Raw genomic sequence first — 22,093 nt, 5'->3', positions numbered from 1 at the left:
AAATACCGAAGGGTTTTTTTATAAAAATATTTTATTGCTTATAAAACTGTACAAGAATAACACTTTTAAATACCATTATGAAAAACGCCAAAAATTTCTTTTGTACTACTTTTTTAGTTGTTTGCTTTTTCTTTCTCCCGAATGTAAATGCACAACAAAAAACCTATTGCAATCCGATCAATATAGATTACGGATATTGCCCAATTCCTAACTTCGTGACCCAAGGAAAACATCGCGCTACCGCTGATCCAGTTATCACTTTTTTCAAAGGGGAATATTATTTGTTTTCTACGAATCAATGGGGGTATTGGCACAGTAAAGACATGCTGGACTGGAAATTTATTTCAAGAAAATTCCTCAGACCCGAGCATAAAGTTTATGATGAATTATGCGCACCATCTTTGTCTTTTGTAAATGATACTTTGTTAGTTGTGGGTTCTACGCATGGCAAAGAATTCCCTATTTGGATGAGTAAAAATCCGTCCAAAGACGATTGGAAAGAATTGGTACATAAATCAGAAGCCGGTGCTTGGGATCCTCAAATTTTTTGGGATAAAGAAAAAGACGAACTTTATGAATATTACGGCTCCAGCAATTTATATCCTTTGTATGGAGTGAAATTAAACAGAAAAACGTTTCAACCTGAAGGAGAGAGAATTCCGTTAATTGCGTTAAATGAAGATGAACACGGTTGGGAGCGTTTCGGAGAAAATAACGATAACACTTTTTTACAGCCTTTTATGGAAGGGGCTTTTATGACAAAGCATAACAATAAGTATTATTTACAATATGGTGGACCCGGAACCGAGTTTAGCGGTTATGGCGATGGAGTTTATGTCAGCAAGAATCCTTTAGGACCTTTCGAATACCAATCCCACAATCCGTTTTCTTATAAACCCGGTGGTTTTGCAAGAGGTGCCGGACATGGTGCCACTTATCAAGATGCCAATGATGCTTATTGGCATGTATCAACCATTGTAATTGGAACTAAAAATAATTTTGAAAGGAGACTGGGAATTTGGCCTGCCGGTTTTGACAAGGATGGTATTCTGTATTCTAATACGGCTTATGGTGATTATCCAACTTTTTTGCCTTCGCAAAAAAAAGACCACCTCGATGCCAATTTTGCAGGATGGATGTTGTTGAATTACAACAAATCGGTTCAGGTTTCGTCAACACTTGGCGGATACCAATCCAATTATATGGTCAATGAAGATATCAAAACCTATTGGTCCGCAAAATCAGCAAACAAAGGCGAATGGGTTATTTCAGATTTAGGAGAAAAAAGTACCATCAACGCCATCCAAATTAATTTTGCGGATCAGGATGTAGAATTAATGGGAAAACCGGAAGCGACTACGGGACACAAATATATTTTATACTATTCAGACAATAATAAGGATTGGGAAATTCTGGTAGACAAAAGCAAAAACGCCAAAGATGTTCCTCATGATTATATTGAATTAGAGAAACCAATCAAGGCGCGTTATCTGAAAATGGTCAATATTCAAATGCCTACTGGCAAATTTGCGTTGAGCGGTTTCAGGATTTTTGGTAAGGGAAGCGGCAAGGCACCAGCTGCGGTTAACAATTTTGTTCCTTTGCGATCTGAACCTAGAAAAAAAGGAGAAAGACGCAATGTTTGGTTCAAATGGGAACAGCAACCTGCGGCGGATGGTTATGTTATCTATTTTGGAAAATCTCCAGAAAAGATGTACGGTTCTATAATGGTTTACGGAAAAAACGAATATTATTTTAATGGTTTGGATAAATCAGATACTTATTATTTCCAAATAGAAGCGTTTAATAATAACGGAATTGGTCCAAAAACGGAAATCAAGAAATCAGAATAAGTAATAGTTTTTGAAATTTAAACCTGCATGAATTTAGAGATATGCAGGTTTTTTTTATACTTGTTCCTGATTATTAAATTAGAGGTTTAATTTTTTTTGGAAAAACTAACTATTATTTTGTTCTTTTACAAAAAATAATCTTTTCAAACCAATTCAATATTTTAATGTCGAATTAAGAAAAACCAAACCTATTAATCATGAAAAAAAAAATTTTTTTAGCTTTATTTCTTTTTAATGGATTACTGCTTTTTGCCCAAAGCAACGAAGAGGAAACCATTAGAAAAATTTATAGTTCTTCTTTAACGAATTCAAAATGTTATTCCTGGCTAGACTATTTATCCAATAAAATCGGAGGTCGTTTATCCGGGTCTGCGAATGCCGAAAAAGCTGTTCAATATACAAAAGCGCAGTTAGAAACCTTAGGCTTAGATCGCGTATACTTACAGGAAGTAATGGTTCCTAAATGGGTTCGTGGCGAAAAGGAAACCGCATACATTCAAGACGGGAAAACTAAGACAAATGTGCCTATTTGTGCCTTGGGAGGATCTGTAGCCACGCCAAAAAATGGATTAACCGCCGAGGTTGTCGAAGTGCACAGCATTGAAGCATTGGCTATTTTAGGGGATAAATTAAAGGGAAAAATTGTTTTTTACAATAGACCGATGGAACCCGAAAACATTGAAACATTTATCTCTTATGGAGGTTGTGTAGATCAGAGATATGCCGGAGCTGCGGCTGCCGCCAAATTTGGAGCGGTGGGTACAATTGTACGTTCCGTAAATTTGAGATTGGATGATTTTCCACATACCGGAGCACAAAGTTACAATGGAATTCCAAAATCGCAATACATTCCTACTGCCGCCATTAGTACAAATGGTGCCGAATTGTTGAGTAAAACCTTAAAAAGCAATCCAAAATTAAAATTTTATTTTAAAATGTCATGCCAACAAATGGATGATGTTTTGTCTCATAACGTTATTGGCGAAATAAAAGGTAGCGAGCATCCGGAAAATATTATGGTTGTAGGCGGACACCTTGATTCTTGGGATTTAGCCGATGGTTCTCATGATGATGGAGCAGGAGTGGTTCAAAGTATGGAGGTCATCAACATCTTCAAAAATTTAGGTTATAAACCCAAAAACACCATTCGTGTTGTATTATTTATGAATGAAGAAAATGGAGGCAGAGGTGGACAGAAATACGAAGAATTGGCACAAGCCAACAAAGAAAAACACATTTTTGCTTTGGAGAGCGATTCTGGTGGATTTAGCCCAAGAGGATTCTCTTTAGATACCGATGATGCTAATTTTAATAGAATACTGGGTTGGAAAAATCTTTTTGAACCTTATTTAGTGCATAGTTTTACAAAAGGACATGCAGGATCTGATATAGCACCATTGAGCTATAAACCTTTGGTGAAAGCAGGATTAAAGCCAGATTCACAACGCTATTTTGATTACCATCATGCTGCAAATGATACTTTTGACGCCATTAACAAAAGAGAGCTAGAGCTCGGAGCGGCAACAATGGCTTCTTTGATGTATTTAATTGATCAAAAAGGGATTGTGAAGTAGAAATGTTATTGTATTAAATTGAAAATATAAAAAGCCACAAGTATTATTCTTGTGGTTTTTTTGTTTCTCCATTGCCAAGAAGTATCGATAATGTTTTTAAGCGATTGGTACGATCAGCAATTAGTTTAAGGATACTGATAAACGGAATAAATAGGATCATGCCTGCTGCGCCCCATAAAATCCCTCCAATAGTAATCATGATAATTATGATGAGCGCATTTATTTTTAGACGACTGCCTACCGCAAAGGGAAATATTACAAAAGCTTCCAGAATTTGAACAACGGAAAAAACTAGAATAACACCCAATGGATACCATATAGAATTAAATGTTAGCCATGAAACTGCAATAGGTAAAAGGGAAGAAATTATGATTCCTATGTACGGAATAAAAGTAAGAATAGATGCAATAAAACCGAACATAAAAGGATGTGGAATACCAATAATGGCAAGTCCAATACTATTTAAAAGTCCAACAATTATATATACCAATAACATCCCTTTGATAAAATTGTAGTAGGTGTGTATGGTTTCAACCAAAATTTCGTGAATGATCTCTTTCTTTTCAAAGGGAAAAATTTGGTACAATACATCCACTAGTATTTGACGATGATAAAGTATAAGTGCCGAAAAAAGGGGGATGATTAAAACAAAAAAAAAGGTTTCCGAAAAGGAGTATAACATAGTTTGCAGTAACGAAAAAATTTGTGTTCCAGAATTATCAACTGAGCTTTTAAAAAATAGTAATTGTTCTTCTGAACTTATTTCAAATTGTTGGTAAATAAAAAGACTTATTTGGTTTAACGCTTCAAATAGTTTTGCTTTAAATGGCTCCCAATCATTCGTGAATTCTTTAATTTGAGTAAAAAGCAAATGTAGAACTAGGCCCATCATAAAGAGTACAACAGATAAAGAGAGAAATATTGCGACAGTTTTATTAGTTCCTTTTTTTTCCATCCATTTACAAACAGGATATAGTATAAAACTAATCAATAATGAAAAGCTGAGCGGGATAAAAAGTGTTTTTCCGTAATAAAGTATTAAAGAAATCAGTATTATGTATTGAAGAACTTCTAGGGCTGAAATTTTTTTATTTGTATTGATTGGTATTTTAGGAATTTGTATCATGAGAATTTCAATCTTTAAATGTAATGATGAATTTAGTACCCTCATTTATTTTGCTTTTTACAGTGATTTGGCCTCCCAAGTTAGTGATGTGGTTGTACACTAAGTAGAGCCCAATTCCGCTACTGTCTGTATGATCATGAAATTTTTCGTGCAACTTGAAAATTTTGTTTTTTACTTTATCCATGTCAAAACCAATTCCATTGTCAGAAATAATCAATTGTTTTTTCCCCGATTTATTTTCGGAATGAATAGAAATTGTTGGTAAACAATTTGGTTTTACATATTTAATCGAATTGGTTATTAAATTTAAAAAGATACTTTTCAAATAGGCTTTGTCAAAATTCACTTTTTCAAACTGTGAAAAATCGACATTAAGTGTTGTATGTGAATTCTGAATTAATGAGTTTATAGAAAGCAATACTTCATTTAAACATTCTGCTAAATTTTGTTCTTCAAGATGTAGATTTGTTTCATTTTTTTTATTTAAAATGGCAACATATTCATTTAAAGTTTGCTTTAAACTTTCGCTTGTCGATTTAAGAATTGCAATATATTCGAGTGTTTCTGAATCCTTTATTTTAGAAGTATCTAAAAGGTCAAATACGGAGAGCAAATTATTGACCGGAGATCTTAAATCATGCAGGGTAGTATAGTTCAATTCTCTTAGATCAGTATTGATTTTAGTTAGCTCTGCAAAATGAAAATTACGTTCTTCTTCTAGTTCCTTTTTATAAGTAATGTTTTTGGCAATGGCATACACTTGTTTTTCATTCTTTACCGGAAAGGATGTCCATAGCAACCAAACAATCCCTCCGTTTTTGGTTATATATCGATTTTCGAAATCAAATAAAGGTACTTTTTTTCGAAGCTCATTTCGGGCTGTAGCAGTATTATTTTGATCGGCATAAAAAACAAATTCATTAATGGGTTTTGACATTAATTCTTCGGCCGAATAGCCTAATAATTTGCATACTGCAGGATTAATACGTTTAAAATAGCCGTCAAATCCAGCTACGCATAACAAATCCGGCGATAGATCGAAAAATTTTTCGAAATTTTTGAAGGTGTCTAAATGATTATTTAAGACATTTCCTTCATTTTGTATCATTTTTGTCATTTTAAATTACTTGTAATTAATAATTGAAGGCTTTTTTTATTTAAAAAATAAGCTATCATTTTTAATTCAATTAATTTGGGGCTTAGACTGATACTAAAATAATGATAAAATATGATATAACATAAGAACTCTGAAAAAACTAATAGAACCAAGACATAAAAAAGGAGGCTGAATTTTTAATTCAGCCTCCTTTTGATTTATTTTATTGTAATTAAAACTAGATTTTAAAGATTCCTCCAAAAGCAATTATTCTTTGAAAAAAGAAAAAATCTTGGGAAGCACTATCCTCATTGCTTTGTGTTGTGCGTATATCTTGCATATTGATATAACCGCCTTTAAGTTCTCCTTGAATATAAAAGTGTTTGAAGAAAGTAATATTCAATCCTGCTTTTGCAGAAACTCCATAACCCGAAACATGAAAATCATCATGACGTTGTTTCCCTAAAAGCGTAGTGTTTGTTTTGGGATATAATAGACCAACACCAACACCTTCGGTTAGATTTACCTGAATTTTATCGGTATTTTCAATTTTGAATAACGAAGAAATATCATCATGTCTTGACAATTCAGTATTTACATAATTTAAACCATCTGTATGTTCATACATTAAAAAATCCTCGGTCATTACAGTTGGGGTGTTAGTGTAAACTCCATCAAAAGAACTACCAGTATTAATTGTACCATTAACATTAACAGTTTGATTTTGCGTCATCACATATTTCATGTGATCTACACCTACAGCTACGCTATAATGATCGCTGATGAAATACCCCATTCTAAAATTAGTTTGAGGAATAGTCATTCTTGCTGGATTTATATAATCAACATGCCAACCTTTTGGTTTGTCTTGCGCCTTCATGTTTTCTAAGGTGAAATTATAATCTTTTCCCTTAAAAGTAACATCTGATTTTGAATAGCTTTCTCTGTTTCCGCCCCATGAAATAAAGAATTTTCCTTTATTGTGAGCGGTATATTTTTCTTGTATTTTCATTTCTTCCTGGCCGCTTGCGCTATTTGAAAAAAGAAATGCTAAAAATGCTGAATATAAAAGTATATTTTTCAATGAACTAGATATAAAATTTAAAAAGAATTCACGGTTTTTCTGATAGCAACCAGTTTAGTCATTAAGGCTTCAAAGTAATCCAAGTGAAGCATATTAGCTCCATCACTTTTTGCATTAGCGGGATCAAAATGGGTTTCTATAAAGATACCATCAACTCCAACAGCAATTCCTGCTTTTGCAATGGTTTCAATCATATCAGGTCTTCCGCCGGTTACACCAGCTGTTTGGTTGGGTTGTTGCAAGGAATGCGTAACATCAAGAACCGTTGTAGCATATTGCTGCATAGTAGGAATTCCTCTAAAATCAACAATCATGTCTTGGTAACCAAACATCGTTCCGCGATCCGTAACCATTACATTTTGATTGTTGCAATCCAAAACTTTTTGAACCGCGTGTTTCATGCTTTCCGGACTCATAAATTGTCCTTTCTTCAGGTTTACCGTTTTTCCTGTATTGGCGGCAGCTACAACTAAATCCGTTTGACGAACTAAAAAAGCGGGAATTTGTAAAATATCTACATATTGAGCAGCCATTGCAGCATCCTCATTCGTATGAATATCAGTTACGGTTGGAACTCCGAAAGTTTCTGAAACCTTTCTTAGAATTTTCAGTGCTTTTTCGTCTCCAATTCCACAAAAACTGTCTATTCTAGAACGATTTGCTTTTTTGAAAGAACCTTTGAAAACGAAAGGAATTTGTAGATTATCGGTGATGCCGACTAATTTTTCAGCGATTCTCATCGCCATTTCTTCACCTTCGATTGCGCAAGGTCCTGCAAGTAAAAAGAAGTTACCGCTATCGGTATGTTTAATTTGTGGAATATCGTGTATGTTCATAATAGGTATTATTTTAAAACTGCAAAGATAGTTATGATTTGCGATTAACGATTTATGATTTGCGAATAATTTGAAGCCGTTTCCCGCTCTACGCTATATCTTTATCTTTTTAAAGAAAAAAGATAAAGGATGTCGCTGCTATCGGGGCTAGGACATTCGTTTAGAGTTCAATTTTTTTCAAACTAAGTCCAACAGGAACCAATAAATAACCTTTTTCATAAATGTTTATATAAAGTATAACGGGCTTTTTTTGACCTTCCCATTTTATTTCGTAGACACCTAAGAATCCAGCTCCTAATTCGGTTCTCTTCGTTGGAAATGGACAGCAGCTTTCTAATTTTTTGAAAGAGATTTTTTCTCCATTTGGTCCGGCCAAAGCATTCAAAAATCGTTCTTGATTTATAGATTCGTCTTTGGTATCTCTGTAAAAAACATTGATGGGATAATCCTTATCATAGCCGTATTTTTTGTCTTTGCTGTATTCCGTAATCACAAAACTGTTGTCTTTGGTAAGTTTGGGAATTGGGGCATTATCATCAATGTTTTTAAGTGTTGACTTAGTGCTTATACAAGAAACGCAAAGAATTAGTAGGGCAATAAAAACAAAAGTTTTTTTCATATTTTTAGTTGTTTTGAGCAGTTGAAGATAAAAGTGCAATTGGGAATTCTGATTTTAACTACAAATATAATGAGAACTTTAAATGATCGTACTATAGAAAATTGTTTTTTGTTTTGATGAAATAGTTTTCACTAAAGGATGAAAATGGGGCTTAATTGTAAGAAATAGAACTTCAGTTTCGAATTTGTCAGCTAATTCTAAACATAATTCTGTCTTTTTATCAAGTATTTAGTAGTTTTGCATTTTTTAAGACAGAAAAGATATAGTAGTTTAATTTCCTATGAAATGAGCATAACTTTAATTCGTGCCAACAGCAAAAATTATTTATGCGAATTACATTTGACTTTAAAAATAGAATAAAAAGCCACAAATGAAAAAGAAAATAGAAATCCTTGCCCCAGCCAAAAATTTGGTTCAAGGAATTGCCGCTATCAATGCGGGTGCAGATGCTGTTTATATTGGAGCACCACAATTTGGAGCGCGCACTAATGCGACTAATTCTGTAGAGGATATTGCCGAGATGGTTAAATATGCCCATTTATTCAAAGCGCAAGTTTTTGTGGTTATTAATACGATCTTGTATGATAATGAATTAGATTCTTGTAAAAAATTAATCCATCATTTATACGATATTGGAGTCGATGCGCTTATTGTGCAAGACATGGCAATTATGGAAATGGATTTACCTCCAATAGTAATTCACGCCAGTACGCAAGCGAACAACCGTGAACCAAAACATGTCAAATTCCTTAAAGATATTGGGATGCAACGTGTGGTTTTAGCCAGAGAATTAAATTTAGACCAAGTAAGAGATATTGCTGCAGCAACGGATGTAGAATTAGAATTTTTTGTTTCGGGAGCGCTTTGCGTGTCTTTTAGCGGAAATTGTTATATGAGTATTGCCGGAGGAGAACGCAGTGCCAATCGTGGTTCTTGTGCTCAAAACTGTCGTTTGCCGTACAACTTGATTGATGGAAACGGAACGACTTTGCTAACCGAAAGCCATTTACTTTCGATAAAAGATTTAGATCTTAGTGACCAATTGCCGAGTTTAATTGAGGCAGGGATTACTTCGTTTAAAATTGAAGGTCGATTAAAAGATATTGTTTACGTAAAAAATAATACTTCATTTTTAAGAAAGAAATTAGATGCTTTCTTAGAAAATAATGAGAGTTTCCAAAAAGCATCTTCTGGTAGAACCTTCTATAATTTCGAACCAGAAATGGACAGAAGTTTCAATAGAGGCTACACGGATTATTTTGTAAACCAAAGAAAAGAGAAAATTGGAAATTGGGAAAGTCCAAAATCCCAAGGACAATACATAGGTGCCATAACTGAAATCAAAGCCAATGGTTATGTGATTGAAAATCATGATAAGCTGAACAACGGAGATGGTTTATTTTTCATAAATGAAGAAGGTATTGCTGATGGCGTACAAATCAATATTATTGTGAATGATATTGTGATACCAAACACCTTTAAAAACATTGCTGTAGGAACAGTTATTTATCGAAATTCGGATGCGGAATTCAATCGAATTGTAGAAAAAGAAAATGCTGCGGTTAGAAAAATTGGCGTAAATCTTCAATTTACAGAAACTCAGGATGGTTTTCAATTAACTGCTATTGATGAAGATGGACATGTGAGTGTTGCTACTTTGGTTGCCGAAAAAGAAGAGGCTAAAAGCGAAGAATCAGTGGTTCCAAATATTACTAAAAACTTAGCTAAAACTGGAAATACACCTTTTATTGTTGATGATATTGAAGTGGAGTTTACTAAAAATTGGTTTTTACCTATTTCAAAAGTAAACGAAGTGCGAAGAACGGTGTTGGAACAGCTCATTGACATTCGAATCAACGAATACCATAGAGAAGAATTCCAGATTACGAAATCAGATATTCCTTATCCAACCGAAAAATTGGATTTCACCTTTAATGTTTCGAACAAATTAGCCAAAGCTTTTTATAAAAGACATGGTGTAACCGAGATCGAAAAAGCATTCGAACTGCAATGGGATCCGGGAAAAGCACGCGTGATGACAACCAAATATTGCGTGAAATATGAGTTGGGTAAATGTGCTAGATTCCAAAGAGCAACGATGGGAGAGAAAGTGGCAGAACCGCTAACCTTAAAACATGGTGAAAACGAGTATAAATTGAAATTCAATTGCAAACCTTGTGAGATGGAAATTTGGGAAAAAGACGCCGAATTTGAAATTATAGACCAAGATGATCAACTGGATTACGTAAAGAAAAGATAAATTTAAAGCTCGATTCTTAAAATAAAAAAACTACAGCACATTTGATTTGTACTGTAGTTTTTCTTTTTTATGCCAATGATTAGTTTAGAACTTACTTTTTCATTATTTTAAATATAGTTGCTCAATTTGAAATCGGGATCTAACGCAAATATTTGTCAATTATAGCATGTCTTTTGAGGGAAGTTGAATACTTTTTGGGCTAATGTAACATTTCTCACATTTCTAATAATGAAAGCTTCTTATATTTGCCTAAAAAAATATACAATATGGATTTTATTTTTCAAACATGGAGCTGGTATGTTTCCGGTTTTTTACTTGGCATGATCATGCTTTCTTTGGTTTATTTTGGTAAGACATTCGGGATGTCATCTAATTTGCGCTCTCTTTGTTCTATGGCCGGATTAGGGAAACGCGTTGGTTTTTTCAATTTTGATTGGAAGTCGCAACGTTGGAATTTAGTTGTGGTTTTAGGAGCCATGTTAGGAGGTTTTGTAGCGGTTCATTTTATGGCTGATCCCTCAAATGTTGATATTAATCCAAAAACGATTGCACAGTTAGCTCAAATGGGAATTGAGGCACCAAATGGTAAATTGATGCCGGATGCGCTTTTTGGAAGTCAGATTTTTGAGTCGCCAAAGCATATTTTTATTTTAATTATTGGAGGTGTCTTAATTGGTTTTGGCTCCCGTTACGCAGGTGGTTGTACCTCAGGACACGCTATTTCAGGCTTAAGTAATTTACAATTACCTTCTTTAAAAGCGGTTATCGGCTTTTTTATCGGCGGATTGATCATGGCTCATTTTTTATTACCCTTAATTTTTTAAAACATGAAAGTATTAAAATATTTATTAGTTGGCTTTGTTTTCGGAATTGTTCTTACAAAATCAGAAGCGGTTTCTTGGTATCGAATTTATGAAATGTTTCAATTTCAGTCTTTCCATATGTACGGGATTATTTCTGTAGCGATTGCAACGGGATTGATTGGAATTCAAATTATAAAAAGAAAAAATATAAAAGACATCGAAGGGATGCCTATTGAAATTCAAGACAAGGAAAAAGGATCTGTTCGTTATTGGGTAGGTGGTTTGTTTTTTGGATTGGGATGGGCACTTGTTGGTTCTTGTCCGGGACCTATTTTTATATTGCTTGGTGCCGGTTTTTGGAATGTTGGTATAGTACTTTTCGGTGCTTTGCTTGGAACCTACATTTATGGTTTATTTCAAAAGAAATTGCCTCATTAATTAAAAATAATTTCAAATTACAAATAGCATTTTCTGAAAAGGAGATGCTATTTTTTTTGATTTAATTTTAAAATTCCTTTTACGATTAAAAATTGTGCCGCAAGATAAGTGACCATGATCAGGAAGGAACTCAATACAATAGGCTCTTTAAACTTATTGAAAGCCAAAATGCTATCAGAACTCACAAAAATAATTGCGCCAATGAGTATATACCAATTTGCGGGTTCACTCCAGCTTAAAAAACCTTTTAAGGCAAATAACAACATCGTCGAAATTACTATGGCATAGACTAGAACAGGAATTTGTAAATCGCCAAGACTCGGCAATAAAATGGTGAGCATTACAAATAAATAAGCAATGATTACCGTCACGCCAATCCAATAAACTGCTTTGTTTTTTTTGTTTTTTTCTTTTAGTTGTTTGTTAAATAGGAGTATGTAGACAATGTGTGAAATTAAGAATGCGATTAATCCCGAAATGAAAAACAAGTCATCTCTCTCGGCAAAAAGTAAAATAACATCTCCAATCCAGGAAAAAGTCAATGCCGTTAGTAAGAATTTTTTAGAAGGAAAGTCATTGTAAAAATAGACTCCCAATAGTAAAAAAGGAAGTAAAAACGGTTTTAAATACCATGCCACATCTTCTTGTCCTGTTAAGATGATGAGAAGATAAATGAAACTAAAGCCAATATAACTTAATAAAAAAGTGCTGCTTTTCATATTTAGATATTTATTGTTTTTTTAAGGTCATATGTAATTCGCATATCCTGATTGGTGTTTGCTACCAATTTACAGTGATGCTCATTTCATAAGAAGCTTTTAGGAATTGACAAGAATTGCTTTTTTAGCTTTAAACTCAAAAGCAACAAAATAGGCCGATATACTCAATGAAATTAATAGATAACTACCAATAATATAATTGATTATTGGTAGTTGAGCATTGAGTCCAAACCAATTTCCAAAATAGAAAAGAATGCTTATTCCAAAAAGGAATCGGATTGTTTCCCAAAAAACTGAAGAATTTCGACTGTCCATTAATTCAGAATAGCTGTAAATGGTCACGAATATAAACAAACCATAAATGAATATGTTTGGCAAACCAATCACTGCAATATTATCGAATAAAAAAGTGACAAATAACAAGGTTGTTAAAACTTGGGTAACCGACCAATAGATTAATTTTGATGAGTTTTCGGTACCATATTTATTGAAATTATAGACATCTGTAATCTTATTTACAGGATATTTTTCTTCAAAATTTTCAGGACGCCACCCAGTTGGTTTAAACCAAATGGTAAATTTATCTTTCCAGTTCTCGGCTCGCCATGCATCGGAAATCAATAAGGCTAAATGCTGAAAATTGATTCGGATAGGATTCCAAGTTTGAGCGGGTCTCGTAATACCAAAAACAGGAGGAGCTGTTTCTAATTCTTCCTGAAAAGTTCCAAACCATTTGTCCCAAAAAATAAATATTTGCGAATGGTTTTTGTCAATGTATTCCGGATTGATGGCGTGATGCACTCTATGATGCGATGGCGTGACCAAAATATGCTCCAGAAAACCCATTTTTTTGATATGCTTGGTATGATACCAAAATTGTAAAAACAATTGAATAGGAAGCGTAATGGCAATGACTGTTGCCGGAACCCCAATAATGGCGGCAGGAATAAGCAAGAAAGTGAAGAGATTTACAAAACTGGAAACAGTTTGTCTCAAAGCACAAGCCAAGTTAAATTCCTCACTGCTGTGATGTATGGCGTGTTTGTTCCAGAAAAAATTAATTTGATGGGCTAATCGATGGGTCCAATAGCCATAAAAATCAATTATAAAAAAAGCGATCAAATAGGTAAGGACGCTGCTTTCCATATGAAAAACAGCCACTTTAGAAAGCATCCATTCATAGGAAATGAAAGTGAGACTAAGACCTAAAACATCTTTTACGGCATTGGTAATTCCGGAACTGATGCTGGAAACACTGTCCATTAATGGAACATTATCTTCTTTTATATATATGCCATATGCTTTTTCTATTATAATCAACAATAGAAATACAGGCATAGCAATAATTAGTATTTTACCGTATTCTTCCATAAAAAAACATTCTATTTCATTCAAATATAGAATAAAATAGAATGTTTTGTGAATTATTGATAATAAAAAATAATTTATAAAAACCGATTCTGTAACGATTAAATAATTTCAGCGCTTAATCCTGCTTCCAATAATTGGATACATTGTGGCTTTAATTTGTCCAAAGGACCTGTTTTTACAGTGCATTTTCCGTTATAATGTACAATCAAGGAACATTGTTCGGCTTGCTCAGGTGTATGTTCGCATACACGCATTAAGGTGTCAATTACGTGGTCAAAAGTATTAACATCATCATTATAAACTACGATTTCATTATTTATGGATGTTGCTTCTTTTGCGCTGACTCTCTCTCTTGTTTTTACTTTAGTGCTCATTTTTAAATAATTTTGTAGTTAAATAAAAATTCAGTTGACTGGTCGTTTTTTAAAAATACAAAACACAAATTTTTGTATCGATTCAAAAGGGGATTTATAATCTTCATTAATGCATTAAATTTTTCGAAAGTAATATAAATATGTAAAGATAAATTTACTGTTGACTTCCAGTAAGTTAGTATGGTTCTGCTAATTTACGAATTTTAAAGAAACCCAATTGTTTCTTTCAAACTTTTTAACATAAGTTAAACCTTTTTCAGTGCAAGAAGCCTCAATAAATGGGATATCTTCTACATAAAAACCACTTAAAAGCAGAGTCCCATTTGGATTCAAACAATCAACATAACTTTGCATGTCATTCAACAAAATGTTTCTGTTGATGTTAGCAATGATCAAATCGTATTTTTTGCCTTCCAATAATGAAGCTTCGCCTTCATAAACGGTGATGTGCTTGCAGTTATTGCGTTCGGCATTCTCAATAGAGTTCAAATAACACCAGTTGTCAATATCAATAGCATCAATAGGTTGAGCACCTTTCATTTCGGCAAGAATGGCCAATATAGCCGTTCCGCATCCCATATCAAGTGTCTTCATTCCGCGAACATCGATTTCTAATAAATGCTGAATCATCATGTGCGTTGTCTCGTGATGACCGGTACCAAAACTCATTTTTGGTTCGATTACAATATCAAATTCGGCATCTGTTTTAGGGTGAAAAGGTGCGCGAACATGGCAGTTTCCTTCCACATCGATAGGTTCAAAATTCTTTTCCCATTCCTCATTCCAGTTGACCTGATCGATTTCTTCGAAAGTATAATCAATTTTAAATTCTTCGGATTTCAAAATATGGATGTTTTCCAAAATGGCTTCGTCCCATAAATCTTTTTGTACAAAGGCAGAAATACCAGTTTCGGTTTCAGTAAAACTTTCAAAAGCCGTTTCTCCTAATTCGGCGATTAATATTTCTGAACCCAGTTCTTTTGGTTCTATGGTAAAATGGTAACCTATATAGATATTTGACATGTTTATTTTTTTTGCAAAGGTAGCATTTCTCTTTTAGGGAATATTATAAAAATAAAAAAAGCGGTAAAATACAATTTACCGCTTTCTTGTATGTTATTTAAGGCGTTTAGATTGCATTCACAATTGCTGCAAAATCGTCTGCTTTTAGCGCAGCTCCACCAATAAGACCACCGTCTACATCAGGTTTAGAGAAGATTTCTTTTGCGTTTTCTGGTTTTACACTTCCACCATAAAGGATTGATACTTCTTCAGCAACTTCTTTTCCGTAAGCGGTGCGTACAGTTTGTCTGATGAATTCATGCATTTCTTGTGCTTGTTCTGGCGAAGCAGTTTCTCCAGTTCCAATAGCCCAAACTGGCTCGTAAGCCAAAACAATATTTCCCCAGTCAGTTGTTTTAGTATGAAACAGACCATCTTTTAATTGGTTTTCAACCACATTAAAATGATTTTTAGACTGACGATCTTTCAATTCTTCTCCAAAACAGAAAATAACAGTCATATCATGTTCTAAGGCAGTGTCAACTTTGTTTGCGATTAGAGCATCTGTTTCATTGAAAATAGCTCTGCGCTCTGAATGTCCAAGAATTACGGTATTTACACCAACATTTTGCAACATATCAGCAGAAATTTCTCCTGTGTAAGCACCCGCTTCAGCTTGATGCATATTTTGTGCAGCAACATCTATATTTGTGAATTCCAAATGATCAACCGCTGAGGCCAAATTAACGAAAGTAGGAGCAACGATTACTTGTGTTTCTGTATCAGTAGGTATTTTTGCAATTAATTCGTTCAATAAATCTTCTGTTTGTTCTGCATTTTTATGCATTTTCCAGTTTCCAGCTACTATCTTTTTTCTCATTTTCAGTTCGGTTATATTTTAGATATTCTATTTTTAGTTCTTATTTTAATTTGGCTAAGGTTTCATTGATTTTATCAAAATCAGTTTCTATGGCGCGATACAATACAATTTTACCGGTTTTGTCCACAATGATATATCTTGGAATCCAATCTACGTCAATAGCTTTAGCAAATACACCTTTCATTTGATCGTTTGCCATGAAATGATCTCCTTTGATTTCGTGTTTCTCTATTCCGGCTTTCCATTTATCGGCTGTTTTATCCATAGAAATGAACAAATAAGAGACATCCGGATTCTTAGCCTGCAATTCTTTTACCTTTGGCATTGCTTTTATACAATCACCACACCAGGAAGCCCAAACTTCTATTACTAAAGTTTTTCCTTTGTATTTTTTTAATATGTCTTTAAATGCAACTTGTCCGTTATCAGTAGCTAATAATTTTTCGGACAATGCTTCTTTAGAAAATTTAGTTTTCTGAGCATTTGTATCTGAACAAGAAAATGTTGCCAATACGACTAATAAAGCGATTATTTTTTTCATTTTTATTATAATTTCAGTAAAGTTAAACAAACAAATGGAATGATATAAAGGGTTTTGGGGATTTTTGAAAGCAGAATTCGAAAATCAAAAAATGATAACGTTATAGTTAATAAATAATTTGATGATTTAGGTTATAATGTATTTGGGTAATTTGTTTTTTCGAACTTTAAAAGCCAACAAATCTAAGCTTAAACGAATTTTTATATCGTCAAAAAAAAAGGTTTCAAGTTTCGAACATTTTGAAACTTGAAACCCATTCTTATTTTTTACAATTTCAAATCTTTGATGTCGTTGTAATGTACTTTTTGCTTTACAGTTCCTTTTTCAAGAATGACGATACTAGGATTAGATCTTTCAATTGTTTTTAAGGTGATGGCATCGCAGGTATAAAAGTCAAATGTAAGTCCGTATTTTTTCTGGGCTTTTGCAATTTCTTCCACAGTAGAATTTGTCATACCAATTACTTTGTATCCTTTGGCTTTGGCTTCTTGATTTAATTTTTCCAGTTTTGACATTCCCTCTTTTTCGGAAATTGTCAAATCATAAGATACCATCATCAATAATTTAGGTTCTAATAACAATTCATCTTTATAATCAGAACCATCTTTCATCATCGTGAAATCATGAATAGGAGGAACGTAGCCTTCGGTAATTACTTTGTCTTTTCGGTCTACAAATGTGGCTCCTTCAGGAATATTCATCAAATCTTTCTCAGAAAACTCTTTGTTTACTCCATTTACATTGTAAATAAATAGCATTTCTACCACTGATTTTGGTGCTCCTTCCGGAATCTCCATTCCTTTTTGAATATTAGATCCTATTTTATAAGCTCTGAAATCAATTAAAGGCAAATGATTAAGAACCCAAACACCCATAAACATACATAAAATGATGGTTATATAAGCGATTAGATTTTGTATTTTATTTTCAAATAATGGTTTTACCAATTTTTGATTTAGGTATAAAATAATAATGAAGAACAATAAAATGATATCCTTAGTAAAGGATTGCCAAGGAGTCAGTTTTAAAGCATCGCCAAAACAACCACAGTCTTTCACTACATCAAAGTAAGCGGAATAAAAAGTTAAAAAGGTGAATAACACAATTAGAATCAATAAGCTCCAAATCGTAACTTTAGATTTGTAACCAATTAATAACATCACACCTAAAACAACTTCTAGAATAACTAAAAACAAGGCTAAAACCAAAGAAAGCGGAACCAAGAAAGGGATGTTAAAAACGGGCTCACTAAAATATTCGGCCAGTTTATAAGAGAAACCTACAGGATCATTTAGTTTTATTAATCCAGAAATGATGAACAGTAATCCTACGAATAGCCGCGAAAATTGTGTAATTATATTTTTCATGTTTATTTAAAAGTTTATTTATTAAATCCCATTAATATCAATGCAAATATGGAGTAATTGATCATGTCCTGATAATTGGCATCGATGCCTTCAGAAACGATTGTTTTTCCTTTATTATCTTCGATTTGTTTGACGCGAAGGAGTTTTTGCAAAATCAAATCGGTTAGAGAACTGACTCTCATTTCGCGCCAAGCTTCTCCATAATCATGGTTTTTGGCCTCCATTAATTCTTTGGTCAACTTTATTTTAGCATCGTATAATTCAGTTGCTTTTTCAACGTTTAAATCCGGTTGCTCAGCTACGCCAAGTTCCAATTGGATTAGAGCCATAATCGAGTAATTGATGATCCCGATAAATTCTCCTGTTTCATCTTCGTCAATTTTTCGGATTTCATTTTCTTGCAGGCTTCTAATTCTTTGCGCCTTTATGAAAATTTGATCTGTTAAAGAAGGCAATCGTAATATGCGCCAAGCACTGCCATAATCTTTCATTTTATTAATGAAAAGAGAGCGGCAGCTCGCCATTACATTATCGAATTCTTGAGAAGTATTATTCATTATTGATGTATATTTGTCTAAAATTTCTTCAAAAATAGCATATTTTTTCTGGAAAGGAAATCTAAGCCGAAAGATTGTTGAATATAGCCGTTTTGAACTCAAAAAGAATACTAAGAGCTAAGAGAATGAAAAACGGATAAATGACTGTAAACAAAAAAACAATGACAATTAACTGTAAAGGACAATTAATAGATTTATCAATTCCTAAGGTAATGGGAATTTTAAATGTGACACCCAATTCCTTTTTTGATGGTGGAAAATACAATGACGAAAGCGAAATACTATCTCAAGTAGAAAAAATAATCGCCGATGGCGCCACTTTTATTGACTTAGGAGCTTATTCGAGTAAACCAAGTGCAGAGTTTGTTTCGGAACAAGAAGAACTTGACCGAATTATTCCTGCAGTTCAATTAATCTTGAAACATTTTCCCGAGGCCTTACTTTCGATAGATACTTTTAGAGCCGGAGTTGCCAAAGCCTGTATCGAAAACGGAGCGGCAATTATCAATGATATTGCGGCTGGTGAGCTAGACGATAAAATGTTTGATGTTATTGCTAAATATAATGTTCCTTATATTATGATGCACATGCGCGGTACTCCGCAAACAATGCAAAGCATGACAAATTATGAGGATATCATCAAAGAAATGCTATTTTATTTTTCGGAAAAAATCCATAAAGCAAGAAGTCTTGGTATTAATGATTTGATTATTGATCCCGGTTTCGGTTTTGCCAAAACAATAGAGCAAAATTACGAAGTAATGCAAAAAATGGAATTATTTCAAATGTTGGAATTGCCTTTGCTGGTTGGAATATCAAGAAAATCGATGATTTATAAGGTTTTAAATTCCAGTCCGAAAGACGCTTTGAACGGAACCACCTTTTTAAATACAATTGCTTTGACAAAAGGCGCATCGATTCTTAGGGTTCACGATGTGAAAGAAGCGGTAGAATGTGTACAATTATGGAATAAAATGAATTTGTAAAATGAAATATTTAAGTTTGTTTATTGTTTTTTTATTGGTTTCTTGTGGAAATAAAGAAGATATTTTATTACCTAAATCCAATAAAACGGTTGTTAGCGATGTTGTCGATCATTCGCCCATTTATATGTTTTTTAGAGCAAACGGCAAAGATACTTTGACTGAAGTCAATCGTAAAAACAGTATTATTACGACCAATTGGATTCTTAATATCGACAAGCGTTTGCCTTTGCGAATCGTTATTCCGGAGGTTATGAAATTACAAGATAAAAAGCGAAAAGAAAAAGCCCATAAAAATGAAAAGGCCGAGAATTATTATGCCTATGCTGATTCTATTGGAAAAAATATGGCTTTTATTCCTTTTACCAAAGTGCATTATAAAATGGAAAAACCGTTTTCAGAAAATCCAGTAGTTTACTTTTATAAGGATAAAATTAAAGTGAATGATGTTGTTGTCGCTAAAGCCGAATTGCAGCAATATTTAAACAATATATTCAGCGAAAATGATATTCCGATGTTTTTATGTTTTGATAAAAACAGCAGTTACGAATCTTATATTCAGAATAAAATATTTATTCAGAGTCTGATTTTTACTAAAAAAGGAATGCAATTTGACGAAAATCAAGAGTTTGTTTTTTAGAAAGTAATCGAATCAACAAATAATTTTTTATTGATGATGATAGGGCTCATTTCTTAAAATCGTAAAGCCACGATACAATTGTTCGATAAAAAACAAACGCACCATTTGGTGGGAAAACGTCATTAGCGAAAGTGAAATTTTTCCTTGTGCTTTGGCGTAAACGGTATCCGAAAAACCATAAGGACCACCAATCACAAAAACCAAAGTTTTTACGCCGGAGTTCATTTTCTTTTGTAATTCTTCCGAAAAACCGACACTGGAGAAATTTTTTCCGTTTTCGTCCAATAAAATGAGTTGGTCGGTGGCTGTTATTTTTGACAAAATTAATTCACCTTCTTTTTCTTTTTGTTGGCTTTCGGATAGGTTTTTTACATTCTTGATGTCAGGAATAATATCCAAATCAAATTTGATATAAAAAGACAAGCGCTTCGTATAATCGTCGATTAAAGACTGTAGTGCTTTATTATCGGTTTTTCCAATGGCGATGAGTTTGATGTTCATGAGGATTATTTTAAAGGAAAATTAGCCTCAAAAGTCTTAAAACGAGCATCTAAGTCTTTTAATAATTGTTTTTTAACAGATTTTTCTTTGATAAAACTATAGTTGATACTGTTGTATACATAATTTTTGATATCGGCATAAGTAACGTCTTTGTATCTTTTTGCCAATAAAACATATTGTTCGGTCATGTTAGTTCTTAATATTCCGGCATCATCCGTACTGATGACAATAGGAACATTAAAATCCCTGTATAAAGAGATAGGATGGCGGTTTTCTTTTACTTTTAAAATGAATTCGTTACTAACCAAATTGATTTCGACTGGAATATCATTCTTTGCCATATAACGCAACAATTCATAAGATTTATTTTCATAAGCGATATCAACTCCATGTCCAATTCTGTGAGAACCAGCGGTATGAACCGCTTCGTTAATGTGCCAAGTTAAATCTTCGGGTTGTACCAGTCCCAAGGTAAGTTCGCCCGCATGCATCGTATATTTTACATTTGGAAAACGACCGTTACAGTATTTAAACATAACCATGTGCAACCAATAATCTTTCATCGAAGTTTCGCCATCTTCGGGAGAAACAATATTTACGCCTGCCATAAGTGGACTGTTATCGGCCGAGATAAAGGCAATCACTAAATTTTTGAACAAATCTACCGGTTCCATAAAACGCAACACAAAGTTTTGATAACGCATCGTAAAACGGGTATCGTCAATCTTTAGTTCTTGGTGCATTTTGCTAACAAAATTGGCATTAAAGTCATTTGCATACTTTGCAGCCTCTCTTTTTAGTAAAGTGTTGTACAGCGAATCAAGAAGCGCTTTGATACCTTTTTCATCCTTTTTGTTGGCTAATAACCTCAATTTAGCATTAAAATCGGATAAATCGGCAGTATCAATATTGGAAGGAATTGTTGATAATTGAGTTTCAATGTAACTCACATTTTCAGAAATAGCCCTGTTTTTTAATTCTAATAATCCTTCTCCGAAATGCCCTTCAATGGCAGGGCTAAATTTGCCAAAAGATTCAAAAAATAATTTATCTGAAGGATAACTCACATGATTGTAATCTTTCACAGACCATTTTTCCATTATCATTTGTTTGTAAACATCCAGTTCACCTTGATTGCGTAGGCTGGAGAAACACTCCCAGTTTCCTTTGGCTGGCTTTTCCTTGAGCACCTCCATGGTTGTTGTATTCAGGTAAAAATCTTCGTTTATAGCATCTTCCAAGATTGGTTCTGCATAGATGGAGCCGCTAAAATGATGGTGTAAATCACCTCCTTTAGGCATTTGTGAAAAAAAAGCGGTTAAAGCCGCTTCATTATCTCTAATTTTTTCTAAATAAAGGCTAGGGGATTGTGAGTAGCTCAAATTCAGCATTGCTGAGAAAAGAAGCGTATAAATTAGTTTCATATGTAGCTATTTATTCTTTTTTAAAGGGCATATGTAATTCGCATA

The 22,093-nt window shown here is 33.5% G+C and carries 22 protein-coding genes; 7 read left to right on the top strand and 15 right to left on the bottom strand.

Features of this window, described 5'->3' with window-relative positions; all coding sequences use genetic code 11:
* Positions 1 to 77: 77 nt before the first annotated feature.
* Both ACMDB5_RS12090 and ACMDB5_RS12085 read left to right on the top strand, forming a co-directional pair.
* Positions 78 to 1,853 (top strand): family 43 glycosylhydrolase, encoded by a 1,776-nt coding sequence (locus ACMDB5_RS12090; protein ID WP_413998514.1) that lies wholly within the window; start codon positions 78 to 80, stop codon positions 1,851 to 1,853.
* A 197-nt stretch (positions 1,854 to 2,050) separates the two neighbouring features.
* Positions 2,051 to 3,427 (top strand): M20/M25/M40 family metallo-hydrolase, encoded by a 1,377-nt coding sequence (locus ACMDB5_RS12085; RefSeq protein WP_413998513.1) that lies wholly within the window; start codon positions 2,051 to 2,053, stop codon positions 3,425 to 3,427.
* A 43-nt stretch (positions 3,428 to 3,470) separates the two neighbouring features.
* Here the strand turns inward: ACMDB5_RS12085 and ACMDB5_RS12080 are convergent, their stop codons facing one another.
* The 5 genes from ACMDB5_RS12080 to ACMDB5_RS12060 form a co-directional block, all read right to left on the bottom strand.
* Positions 3,471 to 4,553 carry an AI-2E family transporter gene (locus tag ACMDB5_RS12080; protein ID WP_413998512.1) on the bottom strand — a complete coding sequence of 361 codons (1,083 nt, stop codon included), beginning with the start codon at positions 4,551 to 4,553 and terminating at the stop codon, positions 3,471 to 3,473.
* Between the two features lie 7 nt (positions 4,554 to 4,560).
* On the bottom strand, positions 4,561 to 5,670 hold the full coding sequence (locus tag ACMDB5_RS12075) for a PAS domain S-box protein (protein WP_413998511.1): 1,110 nt from the start codon (positions 5,668 to 5,670) through the stop codon (positions 4,561 to 4,563).
* A 217-nt stretch (positions 5,671 to 5,887) separates the two neighbouring features.
* On the bottom strand, positions 5,888 to 6,661 hold the full coding sequence (locus tag ACMDB5_RS12070) for a hypothetical protein (protein ID WP_413998510.1): 774 nt from the start codon (positions 6,659 to 6,661) through the stop codon (positions 5,888 to 5,890).
* Positions 6,662 to 6,750: 89 nt separating this feature from the next.
* Entirely contained in the window at positions 6,751 to 7,569 is an 819-nt protein-coding gene (gene kdsA / locus ACMDB5_RS12065; RefSeq protein WP_413998509.1) for a 3-deoxy-8-phosphooctulonate synthase, read from the bottom strand.
* Positions 7,570 to 7,729: 160 nt separating this feature from the next.
* Positions 7,730 to 8,188, bottom strand: a complete 459-nt coding sequence (locus tag ACMDB5_RS12060) for a 2-dehydro-3-deoxyphosphooctonate aldolase (RefSeq protein ID WP_413998508.1) — start codon at positions 8,186 to 8,188, stop codon at positions 7,730 to 7,732.
* Positions 8,189 to 8,558: 370 nt separating this feature from the next.
* On the opposite strand from ACMDB5_RS12060, the gene ACMDB5_RS12055 reads away from it, so the two are divergent.
* The 3 genes from ACMDB5_RS12055 to ACMDB5_RS12045 all read left to right on the top strand — a co-directional run bounded on the left by ACMDB5_RS12055 (position 8,559) and on the right by ACMDB5_RS12045 (position 11,689).
* Complete coding sequence (locus tag ACMDB5_RS12055; protein ID WP_413998507.1) at positions 8,559 to 10,448, top strand: peptidase U32 family protein; 1,890 nt, start codon at positions 8,559 to 8,561, stop codon at positions 10,446 to 10,448.
* A gap of 266 nt (positions 10,449 to 10,714) precedes the next feature.
* The gene (locus ACMDB5_RS12050) at positions 10,715 to 11,272 is read left to right on the top strand and encodes a YeeE/YedE family protein (protein ID WP_413998506.1); all 558 of its coding nucleotides are present in this window, start codon (positions 10,715 to 10,717) and stop codon (positions 11,270 to 11,272) included.
* Between the two features lie 3 nt (positions 11,273 to 11,275).
* The gene (locus ACMDB5_RS12045) at positions 11,276 to 11,689 is read left to right on the top strand and encodes a DUF6691 family protein (protein ID WP_413998505.1); all 414 of its coding nucleotides are present in this window, start codon (positions 11,276 to 11,278) and stop codon (positions 11,687 to 11,689) included.
* A gap of 47 nt (positions 11,690 to 11,736) precedes the next feature.
* Here ACMDB5_RS12045 and ACMDB5_RS12040 read toward each other — a convergent pair whose 3' ends face one another.
* The 8 genes from ACMDB5_RS12040 to ACMDB5_RS12005 form a co-directional block, all read right to left on the bottom strand.
* Entirely contained in the window at positions 11,737 to 12,408 is a 672-nt protein-coding gene (locus ACMDB5_RS12040; RefSeq protein ID WP_413998504.1) for a lysoplasmalogenase, read from the bottom strand.
* A gap of 99 nt (positions 12,409 to 12,507) precedes the next feature.
* Complete coding sequence (locus tag ACMDB5_RS12035; RefSeq protein WP_413998503.1) at positions 12,508 to 13,779, bottom strand: sterol desaturase family protein; 1,272 nt, start codon at positions 13,777 to 13,779, stop codon at positions 12,508 to 12,510.
* Positions 13,780 to 13,877: 98 nt separating this feature from the next.
* Positions 13,878 to 14,153 (bottom strand): ATP-dependent Clp protease adaptor ClpS, encoded by a 276-nt coding sequence (locus ACMDB5_RS12030; protein ID WP_413998502.1) that lies wholly within the window; start codon positions 14,151 to 14,153, stop codon positions 13,878 to 13,880.
* 189 nt (positions 14,154 to 14,342) lie between these two features.
* Positions 14,343 to 15,176, bottom strand: a complete 834-nt coding sequence (gene prmA / locus ACMDB5_RS12025; RefSeq protein ID WP_413998501.1) for a 50S ribosomal protein L11 methyltransferase — start codon at positions 15,174 to 15,176, stop codon at positions 14,343 to 14,345.
* Between the two features lie 106 nt (positions 15,177 to 15,282).
* Positions 15,283 to 16,035, bottom strand: coding sequence for a triose-phosphate isomerase (tpiA, locus tag ACMDB5_RS12020; protein ID WP_413998500.1), 753 nt, complete (start codon positions 16,033 to 16,035; stop codon positions 15,283 to 15,285).
* 40 nt (positions 16,036 to 16,075) lie between these two features.
* On the bottom strand, positions 16,076 to 16,576 hold the full coding sequence (locus tag ACMDB5_RS12015; protein WP_413998499.1) for a TlpA family protein disulfide reductase: 501 nt from the start codon (positions 16,574 to 16,576) through the stop codon (positions 16,076 to 16,078).
* Between the two features lie 266 nt (positions 16,577 to 16,842).
* The gene (locus tag ACMDB5_RS12010) at positions 16,843 to 17,943 is read right to left on the bottom strand and encodes a BT_3928 family protein (RefSeq protein ID WP_413998498.1); all 1,101 of its coding nucleotides are present in this window, start codon (positions 17,941 to 17,943) and stop codon (positions 16,843 to 16,845) included.
* A 14-nt stretch (positions 17,944 to 17,957) separates the two neighbouring features.
* A complete protein-coding gene (locus ACMDB5_RS12005; RefSeq protein ID WP_413998497.1) occupies positions 17,958 to 18,500 on the bottom strand; it encodes a DUF1599 domain-containing protein in 543 nt (180 codons plus the stop codon).
* Between the two features lie 161 nt (positions 18,501 to 18,661).
* Here ACMDB5_RS12005 and folP point away from each other — a divergent pair, with 161 nt between their 5' ends.
* Positions 18,662 to 19,486 (top strand): dihydropteroate synthase, encoded by an 825-nt coding sequence (gene folP / locus ACMDB5_RS12000; RefSeq protein WP_414000385.1) that lies wholly within the window; start codon positions 18,662 to 18,664, stop codon positions 19,484 to 19,486.
* A 1-nt stretch (position 19,487) separates the two neighbouring features.
* Positions 19,488 to 20,123 carry a hypothetical protein gene (locus ACMDB5_RS11995; RefSeq protein WP_413998496.1) on the top strand — a complete coding sequence of 212 codons (636 nt, stop codon included), beginning with the start codon at positions 19,488 to 19,490 and terminating at the stop codon, positions 20,121 to 20,123.
* A 27-nt stretch (positions 20,124 to 20,150) separates the two neighbouring features.
* On the opposite strand, the gene rlmH is transcribed toward ACMDB5_RS11995, so the two are convergent.
* Together rlmH and ACMDB5_RS11985 are read right to left on the bottom strand one after the other, a co-directional pair.
* On the bottom strand, positions 20,151 to 20,624 hold the full coding sequence (gene rlmH / locus ACMDB5_RS11990) for a 23S rRNA (pseudouridine(1915)-N(3))-methyltransferase RlmH (RefSeq protein ID WP_413998495.1): 474 nt from the start codon (positions 20,622 to 20,624) through the stop codon (positions 20,151 to 20,153).
* A 5-nt stretch (positions 20,625 to 20,629) separates the two neighbouring features.
* Positions 20,630 to 22,048 carry an adenosine deaminase gene (locus ACMDB5_RS11985; protein ID WP_413998494.1) on the bottom strand — a complete coding sequence of 473 codons (1,419 nt, stop codon included), beginning with the start codon at positions 22,046 to 22,048 and terminating at the stop codon, positions 20,630 to 20,632.
* Positions 22,049 to 22,093: the final 45 nt, after the last annotated feature.

It is taken from the genome of Flavobacterium sp. W1B (assembly GCF_047344965.1).
GTDB lineage: Bacteria > Bacteroidota > Bacteroidia > Flavobacteriales > Flavobacteriaceae > Flavobacterium.
This window is presented reverse-complemented; position numbering and strand designations above follow the sequence as displayed.